Genomic DNA, 13,638 nt, shown 5'->3' with positions numbered 1-13,638 from the left:
TCATCCTATGTGCATTAATAACATTTAAACAATCAACAACATGAAAAAAATCTTTACACTCTTTTTAACCTTGTTTATTTTAAGCACAGCCGCTTTTTCACAGCAGTTTGCAGCCGCTATAACGTTTAGAACACCAGCCATACATATTGATTTTGGCAGGCGCTATATTGAATCCTGTTCTTTTACAAAATACGAGCGGGATAAACAAATCGCAAACATTAATAGAGCATATAACCAACAGGTAAAAGAAGCGATGAGCCTGCGTATAGCCGCATCAAAAAAAATTGATCTTATCCAGCATTGCAAAGGGAAAGGAATAATAAAATTGAAGCTGTGAACAGCCATTTTCTTGATAGCAGGAATAAGTATAATTACAACCATTACGACAGGAATTTTAACTGGATAAGATAATATCAGCAGCAGTCAACACACAAGCCTTTCCAAAATAACGGGAAGGCTTTTTATTATTTTAATTTTTGTAATAAGGAGCCAGCGCATGATTGGGTAATTGCAAAAAAGTATTGTTGACTGTCTGTGCGATCAACCAAAGCTATACAGACCTGCAGGCGTTTAAGGGAGTTATTGATAAAGCTCAACGATCACAGCGTAAATATGCTTATTGCCTTCTTTATCGAAAGATTCAATAGTAATAAGTTTCTTATAACTGTCTTTTGTGCCGCTGCTTTCTTTAACTGAAATAGAATCGCCGCTTGCAGCAAGCATGGCTTCCAGTTGTTTAAAGTTCTGGTACGAAATGACTTTTTGCAGCATGCTTGCATTCAACTCCACATTGGCTGAAACAGCTTCTTTAATTTGCCGGGGCATGGCCAGGCGTAAAGAATCAAGCGCCAGGGTTACATTATACAGATAGTTCTGTTTAAGCATCAATGCATGTGCACGTTCTTGTAGTGCAGGCTCTTTAGCTACAGCCTTCTCTGCTTCTAAAGCTGTTTTTTTCTTTGCTTTCTGTTGCTGTGCAATGTCAGCCGCCCGCTGCCTAACTTTTATTTCGGCTAATTTTTCAACGTGCCCATCTGCAACTTTATTAACTGCTGTGCCGGCGGCCTGCTTTACAGTTGCAGCATGTATTTCAGCCGCACTAACCGGCTGAAAAACGTTATCAGTTTTTTTATAGGCGGATGGATAAATTAATAAGCCTGCGCCTATCATCAAACTGAAAAAGCCCAATAATGCAGGCCGGAAGTTGATTGTTTGATGGTGCGCTGTATTATGCAATAACCTTTTTATTCTGCATAACAGCAGGTTTTCTTTCCTCCCCTGCAGCGGCATTGCCATGGCAGGCAGCACTTTCAGCCTGCCGAGCTTAAACAAGGCTTCTGCATAATGCATTGAATTATATCGGAACTGCAATACCCAGTCGTCGCAGGCATTCTCTCTCTCCTTTTCAATAATATCGCCCAGCATGACTGCAAAAATATTAAAGAAGAATATCTTATCCACCAGGCTCTGCAGCAGGTATAAAAGATAATCGGCACGTTTTATATGCGCCAGTTCATGCAGTATTATGGCTTCAAGCTGCTGTGTTGAAAGATGATTAACAGCCGCAACGGGAATGAGTATTACCGGTTTAAGAAAACCCATGGTAAGCGGGCAAATCACTTTTTCCGACAGGTAAATTTTTATTTTCCTGCGTATGGAAAACAACCGGGCATATTCCTGTACAAATATTCTTTGTTCGGCAGCTATTTTTTTAAGGTCATGCTTTTTAAGTTGCTGTGTGTTGCCAAATGCAAATGAAAGCTTAATCAGCTTATACAACAGTATGCATAAATATAAGGCAGCGGTATATGGCATGATGGCATTGATGACAAGGCCTGCGCCCGTTGCAAAACCTGTATTGGGCACATTGATTATTATTTTGGCGGCTCCTGTTTTATATGCATTAATGTAGGTATAAATAAACAAAACGAAACCGCTTAACTGTGCGCCAGATGCTATATTGAATTTTTGTGCGGCCGAAAATTTAAAGCTTCTTACTGCCACAATAACGCCAAGCCATAATAAGCCCATCTGCCACAGGCTGGCAATGAGGCCGTAAGACAGCGCCTGTAAAAAAAATGATTCGGAAAATAACTGCACGCTACTTACTTTTTAAAGCTATCCAATAGTTGCTGTATTTCGTTTAATTCTTCCTTGCTTGGCGTATGTGAGCCAAGCGCCTGCATTACTAATTGAGACCTGGAACCGCTGAATAAAGTATCCACCATTTTATTCACCAGCTGCCGCTGTGTTTTTTCACGGCTTATATTGGCCTGGTAAATATGTGTGCGGTTGCTGTCATCGCGTATCACAAGGCCTTTTTCAAACATGATCTGCATTAATTTAAGGGTGGTAGTGTAGCCGCAATCCTTGGTTACCACCAGTTCTTCATGCACTTCCCGCACAGTGGCTTCACCTCTGTTCCATAAAACCTGCAATATCTCCAGCTCACTATCTGTGGGCTTTAAAGTTTTCGTAGTGCTCATTATAATTATTTTAACAGCAAGCAATGTACGATTATATTCGTAAAATGAAAGTTAAGAAGAAATAATTTTGATAAATGGCACTGGCATGGGCCGTGAACCATTATGCATATATTGCGTTACATAAAAAAGGCGGGCACTGTCGGGCTCGCCTTTTTTACAATTATGCAGGATGATCATTAATCTTCCACTTTTACTTTGCCTTTGCTCTTCGCAATTACTTCTTCAGCAATGTTTGCCGGAGCAGGCGAATAATGCGAGAATTCCATAGTGGATGTAGCACGGCCTGATGACAATGAGCGCAACTGCGTTACATAACCAAACATTTCGCTCAAAGGAACTTTGGCTTTAATCACCTGGGCATTGCCACGGCTATCCATACCTTCCAGTAAACCTCGACGGCGGTTAAGGTCGCCGGTAACATCACCCATATATTGGTCGGGTGTAACTACTTCCACTTTCATGATAGGTTCAAGCAAAACAGGTTTTGCTTTTTTACCAGACTCACGAAAGCCAGACTTAGCGCAAAGCTCAAAGCTCATAGAATCAGAGTCAACCGCGTGGAAGCTGCCATCAAAAATACGCACCTTCATGCTTTCCATAGGGTATGCGGCCAATACGCCTGTGCTCATGGAACTTTCAAAACCTTTCTGGATGGCAGGTATAAATTCACGCGGGATGGAACCGCCGAAAATATCGTTTACAAACTGGAAAGCTTTACCGGAATTTTCCTTCAGCCACTCTTCATCCGCAGGGCCTATTTCAAATTGTATGTCAGCGAATTTACCACGGCCGCCTGTTTGTTTTTTCAACACTTCACGGTGCTCAATCGTTTTGGTAAATGCTTCTTTATATGCCACTTGGGGATTGCCCTGATTCACTTCAACCTTAAATTCGCGTTTCATACGATCAACAATAATTTCAAGGTGCAGTTCACCCATACCCGAAAGGATTGTCTGGCCGGTATCTTCATCTGTTTTTACACGCAATGTAGGGTCTTCTTCTACCAGCTTGGAGATAGCAAGGCCCATTTTATCAACGTCTGCCTGCGTTTTAGGCTCAACTGCAACGGAGATTACCGGCTCCGGTATAAACATATTTTCCAATACAATCGGATTGTTCTCATCACATAAAGTATCACCGGTTTTTATTTCTTTAAAACCAACAGCAGCGCCAATATCGCCCGCTTCAATGAACTCGATAGGATTTTGCTTGTTGGCAAACATTTTCATAATACGGCTGATACGTTCATTCTTGCCACTGCGCATATTCTTTACATAAGAACCGGCATCGAGATGGCCGCTGTAGCAACGGAAGAAGGCAAGCCTTCCAACGAAGGGGTCGGTCATGATTTTAAATGCCAATGCCGAAAAAGGCGCCTTTGGATCGGCCTTTCGTGTAATTTCTTCGCCGTTATCCGGGTCTGTCCCAACTGTATCAGGCAGGTCCAATGGCGAAGGAAGATAACGGCAAACGGCATCCAAAGCAGTTTGCACACCTTTATTTTTAAATGAAGAGCCACACATCATTGGCACAATACTCAAATCAATTGTTGCCTTGCGGATGGCTTCATGCACTTCCTCTTCACTTATCGTATCAGGATCATCAAAAAACTTTTCCAGTAATTTCTCATCGTATTCAGCCACAGCTTCAATTAACTGGCTCCGCCAGTATTCCACATCCTCCTTCATATCGTCAGGAATAGGTATTTCCGTATAGGTCATACCTTCTGTGGCATCATCCCAAACTATGCCTTTCATCTGGATCAGGTCAACAACCCCTTTAAAATTATCTTCTGCACCAATTGGCAGCTGCAAAGGAACGCTCCTGGCACCCAGCATTTCTTTTACCTGGGCCACAACATTCAGGAAGTCAGCACCGGCACGATCCATCTTGTTCACAAAACCAATACGGGGAACTCCGTAGCGGTTTGCCTGGCGCCAAACCGTTTCGCTCTGGGGCTCAACGCCATCAACAGCAGAAAACAAGGCGATAAGGCCATCCAGCACACGCATGGAGCGCTCTACTTCTACCGTAAAATCTACGTGCCCGGGCGTATCAATAATATTGAAATAGTATTTTTTTGTATCGGAAGTTGATTTTCCCTGCAACGTAGGGAAATTCCACTGGCAGCTTACGGCTGCAGAGGTAATGGTAATACCTCTTTCTTTTTCCTGCTCCATCCAGTCGGTAGTGGCCGCCCCTTCATGCACTTCACCAATCCTGTGAATCATGCCGGTATAACGAAGAATGCGCTCCGTGGTGGTGGTTTTGCCTGCATCAATATGCGCTGCAATACCAAAGTTTCGTTGTAATCTTAAATCAGCCATATAAGTTGTTATTATTTACAAAAATCCCGGGCCTTATCTGCACTAAAACAGAGGCTAACCTTCCTGAAATTTTTTTGAGCGGCAAAGGTAATATTTTTTGGTGTGCGGTTATACTTTGAAAGTTAATTAATTTGAATAAAAAAGCCGCTGAAAATTCAGCGGCTTTTTTATTATTTCTTAAAGATTATTGTATTAACCTTTTCTAAGATTTGGATGAGGAGCAGGAACTGTGTTCGGGCCTTCTTCTGTAGTTGGTATCAAATCTACAGTAGTATTGCTGCTGCCTTCTACGCCTGAAGACCAGATGATGCGTGTTTCAGAAATACCTTGTTTTTCAGTAAGGTAAGTCTTGATAGCATTTACATGATCCCAGCTAAGCTGTTGAGACCTCTTGTCAGAAGCGCCATAGCCAACCAGCTTTACTTTACAAGCAGGATTAGCCTGTAATTGCTGGGCTACGTTATCAAGCAGTGAAGTAGCTGTGCTGCTTAATTTAGCGCTGCCGCTCTTGAACTGTACGCTCGGCAGGCTGCCTATTGCGCAAGTGGGGGCTGCTGGCTGAATGTTCTTGCAGCATTCCGGTTCCGGGCAGGTACCTACGCCATCGGCATTAACAGGGAAGCAGTTTTGCGGAGTAAGTTTTTCCTTATCCTTGCAGTCTGGAACGCCATCACCGTCTGTATCAAGGCTAACGCCTTTTACATCAACTGCACAGCCTGCAGGTGTATTGGGTTCCACATCAAACTGGTCTGTTACACCATCGCCATCGGCATCAGGTAAAACAACCGGAGGAAGTTTCATGTGCTTTGGAGTGGCAACTTCATTATACAGGTAGTTGTTAGGATTAATCCACCACAACGGCGCCGTGCGCTTAGCTGAATTGCCGAGATTGAAAGCTATCTTAGCGGTAGAGAACGCAAATTTATCAGCGCTTCCCCTAACGCTTCCGGATTGATTGATATAGCCATCCAGCATATCAACACCTGTAAGCGGGGCAACGATTCTTTCTTCCACGCCAAAAGTAACCCTTGGGCTGATTTTGAAATCTATACCTGCACCAAAGGCAAGATTGTGGTATAAAGCCTGGTTCTTGTTTCCATTATCATCTTCATGGAATGTAGAGATAAAGTTCTTTGAATCCTTTTGATAAAGATCAAAGCGAACCGGGCCGGTTGCTGAAAAAATACCATCATCTGCATTACCCGCTGCAACCTGAGAAGCGGCAATACTGTAACCTACAAATACATAGTAGTTCACTTTAGGATTTCCCCTGTAAGAACTAAGTGTATTTAAAGAGGCGATCAAATCCAAATTCAACATGTGCGTTGTGTTGGATGAGTAAGGAATATAAGTTTTATATCCCGGGATTTTTTGAATGCTGGCAACATAACCAAGACGTGTAGAAAATACATGGCTCAATGCAAAACGGGCTGCCAGGCCGCCAGCAAAACCACCTGTATAGCCGCTGAACATCGGGCGGTCGCCAATAATAATGGCATTGCCACCAAGTACTGATAATTCCCACTGTCCACGTGGTTTTGCCGGATAAGGATTCTGATAGTTTACAAATTCATTATACTGCGTTGTATTCGATGTTTTACTTGAGTCATACGCCCAGCTGGCATCGGTTGAACTTGTTGAAGACCCGGTAGTAGATGAAGTATCATCCTGTGCATAGGATGAGATCTGCATTAGTCCTACAAGGGCTAAGAGCAATTTTAGCTTTTTGCTTACCATAGGTAAAATTTTAAATTGTTTAATGTTTCCCTTTGAAAATTATAACCACAAAAATACTCATTGATAATGAAATACCAAATTTTTACTATTTATTTTCTTTTGATTCAAACCGCTCTTATGACAAAAACTTTATTCATTATGCTGCTTCTCTTTTACCAATTAGTTTTCTCATATCTTGCAACTGTTTGAAATTTTAATGAAGAAAGCTATACAATTAATAGACCAAGATTTAACAAGGTTTGAAGAATACTTTAGCAAAGCGGTAAAAAGCAATGTCCCTTTGCTCGACAGGATTATGCAGTATATCGTAAAAAGAAAGGGCAAGCAAATGCGGCCAATGTTTGTATTGTTAAGCGCAAAACTGGGAGGGGAAATTACAACAACCACTTACAGGGCGGCTTCCCTTGTGGAATTGTTACACACAGCTACCCTCGTGCACGATGATGTTGTTGACGAATCTACCGAGCGGCGTGGCTTTTTTTCGATAAATGCCCTCTGGAAAAACAAAGTGGCTGTATTGGTGGGTGACTACCTTCTGTCCAAAGGCCTGTTATTATCCCTCAATAATAATGATTACAAGATATTACAGATACTTTCTGAAGCTGTAAGGCAAATGAGCGAAGGTGAATTATTGCAGATTGAAAAGGCCCGGAACCTGAACCTGAGCGAAGAAGTGTATTTCAGTATTATAAAAGGCAAAACGGCCTCTTTACTGTCTTCAGCCTGTGCAGCAGGAGCCAGTACAACCTTTTGTGAAGAAAAGAATATAGAAAAAATGCAACAATTTGGAGAAAAGGTTGGCATGGCTTTCCAAATCAAGGACGATCTTTTTGATTACAGCGCTGAAAATATAGGGAAACCTACCGGCAACGATATTAAAGAAAAGAAATTAACGTTGCCGCTTATATACACTTTGAATAATTGTGCACCAACGCTTAGAAAGAAGATTATTTACATCGTTAAAAACGAAAACCGCGACCCGGAAAAGGTAGGCTTTGTAATTAATGCAGTAAAAAATGCCGGGGGAATAGATTATGCAACAAAAAAAATGCTGAACTTCAGGGATGAAGCGCTGGCATTGCTGCACGAATTTTCTGTTTCAGAAATTCGCGATGCGCTTGAAGACCTCGTTAGATATACCACCGACAGAGAATATTAGACCGGAATCATGCAAAAAAGATGGAACATATTGCCATTTGATGAACCTGTAGCCTTGCAGCTGCAACAGGCACTTCGCATAAATAAAACGATTTGTAAAATACTTGTTCAGCGGAATATTGACACGTACGATAAAGCGCACCGCTTTTTCCGTCCGCAGCTCAGCCAGTTGCATGATCCCTGGTTGATGAAAAACATGCTGAAGGCAGTAAACCGTATTATTTCAGCAATAAACAGCAATGAAAAGATTTTAGTATATGGCGATTATGATGTGGATGGCACCACAGCGGTTGCCTGCATGTACCAGTTTTTGAGATCAATATATCCGCAGGTTGCTTATTACATCCCGCACCGGTATAAAGAAGGATATGGCGTATCTAAAGCGGGCATTGATTTTGCCTTCGAAAATAATTTTTCCCTCGTCATTGCGCTGGATTGCGGAATAAAATCCGCAGAACTTATCAGTTATGCAAAACAGTTAAATATTGATTTTGTTATTTGCGATCACCATTTGCCCGATGAAATAATACCCGATGCGGCTGCCGTGCTCGATCCAAAACAAAAGGATTGCAACTATCCTTACAAAGAATTATGCGGCTGCGGCGTAGGGTTTAAGCTCATGCAGGCTTTAAGTGAAGAACTGGGCCTGCCGCCCGAATCTTATTTAAAATATATTGATCTCGTTGCCGTGTCCATAGCCGCTGATATAGTTCCGATAGATGGCGAAAACCGCGTGCTGGCATTTTATGGGTTAAAAAAAGTAAATGAAAACCCTTCCGTAAGTTTAAAAGCCCTGCTTGCGCTGGCCGGCATGCAAAAGAAAGTGCATATAAACAGCCTTGTGTTTATTGTGGCGCCACGCATTAATGCTGCCGGAAGAATGGATGATGCAAAAAAAGCCGTTCAGTTGTTTATTGAAGAAGATTACGACAAGGCGCTTGAACTTGCCAAACTGCTGCACAACGATAATACAGAACGAAAAGAGGCAGACAGTAATATTACCGATGAAGCCCTGTCATTAATTGAAGGCGATGCTATATTAAAGCAGCGTAAAACAACCGTTGTTTATAAAGAGCACTGGCATAAAGGCGTTGTAGGCATTGTGGCGTCAAGGCTTATTGAAAATTATTACCGCCCCACCGTTGTGCTTACCAAAAGCGGGGATGTTATTGCCGGCAGCGCCCGCAGCGTGCCGGGGTTTAATTTATATGAAGCCATTCATGCATGCAGGGAACACCTGCTTGGCTATGGCGGCCATTTTGCAGCGGCAGGCCTGTCGTTGCAGGAAGCCAAGTTGCCCGATTTTATTGACAGCTTTGAAAAAATTGTATCGCAAACTATTACCGAAGAGCTGTTAATGCCCGAAATTATAATTGATGCAGAGCTGTCGTTCAGTGAAATAAACTTCACTTTTTTACATATTATTGAGCAGATGGAACCCTTTGGCCCTTCTAACATGCGCCCAGTTTTCATTACCCGGCGTGTGAAAAATACAGGATATTCAAAAGTGGTGAAGGAACAGCATGTGCGTTTTGTGCTGCAGCAGCACGACAAGATATTTACAGGCATTGGTTTTAATATGGCTGAAAAATTTTTCCTGCTTGAATTAAACCTGCCGCTGGATATTGTTTATACATTGGATATTAATGAATGGAACGGGGAGCGAATGATACAGGTGAAGATGTTAGACCTGAGGCTGTCTGCTTAGAAGCTGTTTCATTTTTTCGCACGGAGAGCACAAGAGCCGCTTTATTACGCTGTTTACGCCTTTGCACTGTGCGAAGAATTGCAGCGCTATTTTGAAAATTTAAACAGCCCAATTGTTTTAAGCACTTCACTGGCTTTGTCAACTTTATTTTTGAACAAGCCTTTATTAAGGTACTTATCCAGTTCCTTGTCAACTTTTATTACAGTAGGTTTTTGTTATCGTTTTTTGCTTGTTTCATGATGGAAAGTTAATCTTTTTCTTTGTCGCTAAGAATGCGCTGTATTCTGTTTGCTTTTCAAACGACTGCCAACCATTTTGTAGCAGTCCATAAACATCAAAGTCCTTTTGAATTTCTGTAAGATTATTTGTAATGCCAATTCTATAAAGTCTTGTCCTTGCTTTTGTGCTGCCCGTTGCAAATAACCATTGCATCCGGGTATTTTTCTATGAAAATATAAAGTGTTGAAGCAACGGTTACCAATACTTTTTCACTGTCGCCGTTGTTTGTGATTATTTCATCATCAATTTCTCCGGTTAATTCATCTTTGTCGCCAAAACTTAATTATAAAAGTTGCGAAGATGTGTTTTACTGTAGATAACAAGTTTAGGAATATTGCCACGAATACCTTTGCTTACAAATTCAAAAACCATTGAAGTCTCGCCAACAATAACCGGATACTTGTCAATTTTCATGTTGCCAAAGATAGCGTTCGAAAATTGTTCCTGAACTTTTACACTGTCACTGTGCATAGTTAAACGACTGTCTAAACGCTAATGGCGAAAGATTTGTCTTTGTCCTGAAAAGTTTGCTGAATGATTGAGAATGTTCAAAGCCTAATTCGTAAGCAATTTCGCTTACAGAAAGTTGGGTTGTAGATAGCTTTTCTTTGGCTTTTTCAATCAGTTTGTCGTGAATGTGTTGCTGTGTATTTTGTCCTGTAAGCGTTCTAAGTAACCTGCCTAAGTAACCTGGCGAAACGTTCAGTTTTTCCGCAACGTATTGAACTGTCGGCAATCCTTTTGAAATCAAATCATCGCTGTTGAAATAATCCGTTAATAATTTTTCCAAACGCTCCAGAATCTGGTGATTCGCTTTTTCTCTGGTAATAAACTGACGATTGTAAAATCTTTGAGAATAATTGAGTAAGGTTTCAATGTGTGAAATAATAATCTGCTTGCTAAACTTGTCAATGTTTGCGTGATATTCTTCTTTGATATTTTCTATAATTCCGTTGATGGTGGCTTCTTCTTTTTCTGAAAGAAACAAGGCTTCGTTTACCGAATAGTCAAAAAACTCGTATTGCTTTATTTTGTTTGCCAACGATGTTCCCCAAAAGAAATCGGGGTGAACGAGCAACACCCACCCCGATTGTTTTAATTCTTTGTCAACAGCAATGCTGAAAACCTGATTTGGCGACATAAATGACATTAGTCCTTCATCAAAATCATATTGCTGTTGCCCATATATTAGTTTGCTGTTGCTAAAAATTCTTTTGAGCGCAATCATATAAAAATCCAAGGTCAAACTCATTGGTTCGTTAACCTGTAAATGCTTAACGGTTTTAACGTTAATCACGCTGATTAATGGGTGTTCGGGTTTTTGTAAACCTCGTAACTGATGAAATTCGCTTATGGTCTTAATTCTTTTTGCCATTTTAATTTTCTTTTCTCACTTCCAATATCAATTTTCCACGAACGTGCCACGTTGCACTTTCCTTGTGTGCTTCGGCTACTTCTTCCAAAGGATACACTTTGCTGATAGTTACTTTCATTTTCTCGTTATCAATTAACGCTGCCATTTCGTTGAGCCAATAACGATGTTACCAGCAAGGCTAAACGACCGCACCGACAGACACTAATCAATCACAACACTGTCAAGACCTTTTTGCAACGCATTTTCTTTCAGACCTTCAATTCGCTGACCTTCCACGCGAAAAATTGTAATGTCAGTAATTCCAAGCAACCCAAGAAGAAATTTCAAATACGGACTAACAAAATCAAACGACTGAAAATCGCCTTCCGAATAAACACCGCTTGAAGCAATTGCGATATACGCCCTTTTGTTTTTCAAAAAACCTTCTACCGTTCCGTCTTCTCTGTAACGAAACGTAATCCCCGGTCTTACAATGTGGTCTAAGTATGCCTTCAATGTGGACGGAATTGCAAAATTGTAGAACGGTGCACAAAAGACATAAATGTCCGCTTCTTTCATTTCTGCAATTGCTTCTTCTGAAATTTTTATCGCTTTCGCTTGTTCAGGCGTGTGATTTTCGGCAGGTGTAAACCACGAACCAATTTGCAATCCGTCCAAATGCGGAAACGCTTCTTTTGCCAAATCTCTTTCCTTGACAATGCTGTCGGGATATTTCGCCTGAATTTTTTCAACAATTTCTTTTCCCAATTTTCTACTGATTGAAACCTCACCTTGTGGGCTTGTAATAATGTGCAACACTTTTTTACTCATTGTTTTTACTTTTAAATTTTTAATGCGAAAAAGATTAATTTAACCTAAAGCGGCTAATAAATAGTGGTTTACGAGAGTGGAAAACTCTATCGGTAACGATTTAGTAATGGTGGTTACTGCACTCGCTTTCATTTGTCCATAAAAAAGTCCCAAATCAATTGTGGAGCGTCAACTTCTTTATTCATCTTTCCGATTGCTTTTATAGGGAGTCTAAAATTTTGATTTGGAATAGTATGACCTCCATCAAACATTTTTATAACTGAAATTTTCTTCCCTGAAGAATTTGAGAAGTAATCGGTTTTAATTGCGGTAATTTCCTCATTTTTATTCTTAAATTTGGCAATGGCATTAGAAGAATCAGAATTATTTACATTCAACCAATAATCCAGTGTTTCCTGTGTACTACGAACAAATCCATAACTAGCTTCATTGACAAATACTTCTCCTCCTTCGTACGGAACAATTTCATCCTTCATACCACTAAAATAGATAAGTGAAATAGGGCTCTGTAGATTATTTTTAATGTAATTTGCATTTACCGGAAGATTGCTCGATATGACGGCGAATGACTTAAACACACTCGATTTTTCATTGGCTAATCGAAAAACCATAAAGCCACCATTTGAATATCCAACAGCAAAAATTTCTTTTTCATTTATACTGTACTCTGTTTTAAAAAAATCAATAATTTTTTGAGTAAATTCAACATCGTTCAAATTCTTTTGTTTTGCTTCAAAAGGAGCTTCTTTTCTACAATCGTTCCAGTGTCCCTTGTATCCTTCCGGATAAACTATAATAGCGTCTTTGTACTTATCTGCTAATAAATCAAACTCGTGTCCGGTAAAAATTTGCATCATAAATCCTTTCAGCTTGGAGCCGTGGTATGCGATAATTAATTTGGGATTGGGTGATAGCTGTTTTGGAATGTGATAAATAAATCTTCGGGTATAATTATCAACTGTAACAGAGTGGGATTTGTTGGGATTTGTAATATTCCATCGGTAAGTATATATAATTAATCCAAGAAATGTTCCCAACAATAAAAGCAATACAATATATGTCATTTTTAAAAATAATTTCATCAACATTCTTTTTACCGTACAAAATTAATTAACTTCGCTAATAATTTATTAGTAGTAAACAAAAGATTAGTAGTAATGTTTAGGTTACTACCACAAAAATATGAAACAGAAAATAGTTTTTTCAGAAGTGCAATGCACCAAACACATCAACGCAGTTGAAGACGCAATATATGTATTGGGCGGTAAGTGGAAATTGCGGATTATCATCGCTTTGTTCAGCGGACAAACACGTTTCAACGAATTGCAACGGACAATCAAAGGCATTTCGGCACGAGTGCTTTCAAACGAATTAAAGCAATTAGAGTTGAACAGATTGCTGAAACGAGTAGTGAAAGCTGACCAAACACCTGTTGTTGTAGAGTATGTTTATACGGACTATGCACTAACACTCAAAGACGTTGTTAATGCGTTAGCCGACTGGGGGCAAAAACATAAAAAGAAATTACGACAAACCGATAAGACAGACAAAACCTCGTAACTGATGAAATTCGCTTATGGTCTTAATTCTTTTTGCCATTTTAATTTTCTTTTCTCACTTCCAATATCAATTTTCCACGAACGTGCCACGTTGCACGTTCTTTGTGCGCTTCGGCTACTTCTTCCAAAGGATACACTTTGCTGATAGTTACTTTCATTTTCCCGTTATCAATTAACGCTGCCATTTCGTTGAGCCAAT

General features: G+C 40.3%; 14 protein-coding genes and 1 pseudogene. 4 read left to right on the top strand and 11 right to left on the bottom strand.

Features of this window, described 5'->3' with window-relative positions; all coding sequences use genetic code 11:
- Positions 1-40: 40 nt before the first annotated feature.
- Positions 41-337 (top strand): hypothetical protein, encoded by a 297-nt coding sequence (locus QM629_RS09680; protein WP_415159608.1) that lies wholly within the window; start codon positions 41-43, stop codon positions 335-337.
- Positions 338-579: 242 nt separating this feature from the next.
- Here the strand turns inward: QM629_RS09680 and QM629_RS09675 are convergent, their stop codons facing one another.
- The 4 genes from QM629_RS09675 to QM629_RS09660 all read right to left on the bottom strand — a co-directional run bounded on the left by QM629_RS09675 (position 580) and on the right by QM629_RS09660 (position 6,550).
- The gene (locus QM629_RS09675) at positions 580-2,100 is read right to left on the bottom strand and encodes a M56 family metallopeptidase (RefSeq protein ID WP_415159606.1); all 1,521 of its coding nucleotides are present in this window, start codon (positions 2,098-2,100) and stop codon (positions 580-582) included.
- A gap of 5 nt (positions 2,101-2,105) precedes the next feature.
- Complete coding sequence (locus QM629_RS09670; RefSeq protein ID WP_415159604.1) at positions 2,106-2,486, bottom strand: BlaI/MecI/CopY family transcriptional regulator; 381 nt, start codon at positions 2,484-2,486, stop codon at positions 2,106-2,108.
- Positions 2,487-2,662: 176 nt separating this feature from the next.
- Positions 2,663-4,813, bottom strand: a complete 2,151-nt coding sequence (gene fusA / locus QM629_RS09665; protein WP_415159602.1) for an elongation factor G — start codon at positions 4,811-4,813, stop codon at positions 2,663-2,665.
- A gap of 192 nt (positions 4,814-5,005) precedes the next feature.
- Positions 5,006-6,550 carry an OmpA family protein gene (locus tag QM629_RS09660; RefSeq protein WP_415159600.1) on the bottom strand — a complete coding sequence of 515 codons (1,545 nt, stop codon included), beginning with the start codon at positions 6,548-6,550 and terminating at the stop codon, positions 5,006-5,008.
- A gap of 196 nt (positions 6,551-6,746) precedes the next feature.
- Here QM629_RS09660 and QM629_RS09655 point away from each other — a divergent pair, with 196 nt between their 5' ends.
- Together QM629_RS09655 and recJ are read left to right on the top strand one after the other, a co-directional pair.
- Positions 6,747-7,709, top strand: a complete 963-nt coding sequence (locus QM629_RS09655; RefSeq protein ID WP_415159598.1) for a polyprenyl synthetase family protein — start codon at positions 6,747-6,749, stop codon at positions 7,707-7,709.
- Between the two features lie 9 nt (positions 7,710-7,718).
- Positions 7,719-9,416 (top strand): single-stranded-DNA-specific exonuclease RecJ, encoded by a 1,698-nt coding sequence (gene recJ, locus QM629_RS09650; RefSeq protein ID WP_415159596.1) that lies wholly within the window; start codon positions 7,719-7,721, stop codon positions 9,414-9,416.
- A gap of 234 nt (positions 9,417-9,650) precedes the next feature.
- Here recJ and QM629_RS09645 read toward each other — a convergent pair whose 3' ends face one another.
- From QM629_RS09645 to QM629_RS09620, 6 genes and pseudogenes are all read right to left on the bottom strand, one after another.
- A complete protein-coding gene (locus QM629_RS09645) occupies positions 9,651-9,848 on the bottom strand; it encodes a DUF6934 family protein (protein ID WP_415159594.1) in 198 nt (65 codons plus the stop codon).
- Positions 9,796-10,067: pseudogene (locus QM629_RS09640) on the bottom strand (DUF6934 family protein). Before QM629_RS09640 ends, QM629_RS09645 begins: the two are co-directional and overlap by 53 nt.
- An 88-nt stretch (positions 10,068-10,155) precedes the next feature.
- A complete protein-coding gene (locus tag QM629_RS09635; RefSeq protein WP_415159592.1) occupies positions 10,156-11,070 on the bottom strand; it encodes a helix-turn-helix domain-containing protein in 915 nt (304 codons plus the stop codon).
- Between the two features lies 1 nt (position 11,071).
- Complete coding sequence (locus tag QM629_RS09630) at positions 11,072-11,215, bottom strand: zinc-binding dehydrogenase (protein ID WP_415159590.1); 144 nt, start codon at positions 11,213-11,215, stop codon at positions 11,072-11,074.
- Positions 11,216-11,271: 56 nt separating this feature from the next.
- On the bottom strand, positions 11,272-11,880 hold the full coding sequence (locus tag QM629_RS09625; RefSeq protein ID WP_415159588.1) for an FMN-dependent NADH-azoreductase: 609 nt from the start codon (positions 11,878-11,880) through the stop codon (positions 11,272-11,274).
- A 128-nt stretch (positions 11,881-12,008) separates the two neighbouring features.
- Positions 12,009-12,962 carry an alpha/beta hydrolase family esterase gene (locus QM629_RS09620; RefSeq protein ID WP_415159586.1) on the bottom strand — a complete coding sequence of 318 codons (954 nt, stop codon included), beginning with the start codon at positions 12,960-12,962 and terminating at the stop codon, positions 12,009-12,011.
- 100 nt (positions 12,963-13,062) lie between these two features.
- Between QM629_RS09620 and QM629_RS09615 the strand changes: the two genes are divergently transcribed.
- Positions 13,063-13,440 carry a winged helix-turn-helix transcriptional regulator gene (locus tag QM629_RS09615; protein WP_415159584.1) on the top strand — a complete coding sequence of 126 codons (378 nt, stop codon included), beginning with the start codon at positions 13,063-13,065 and terminating at the stop codon, positions 13,438-13,440.
- Between the two features lie 40 nt (positions 13,441-13,480).
- Here QM629_RS09615 and QM629_RS09610 read toward each other — a convergent pair whose 3' ends face one another.
- Entirely contained in the window at positions 13,481-13,624 is a 144-nt protein-coding gene (locus QM629_RS09610) for a zinc-binding dehydrogenase (protein ID WP_415159645.1), read from the bottom strand.
- Between the last annotated feature and the right edge of the window lie 14 nt (positions 13,625-13,638).

The organism is Parafilimonas sp. (assembly GCF_047606085.1).
Lineage (GTDB): Bacteria > Bacteroidota > Bacteroidia > Chitinophagales > Chitinophagaceae > Parafilimonas.
The sequence above is the reverse complement of the archived record's forward strand: the minus strand, read 5'-3'. Positions and strand labels throughout refer to the sequence as shown.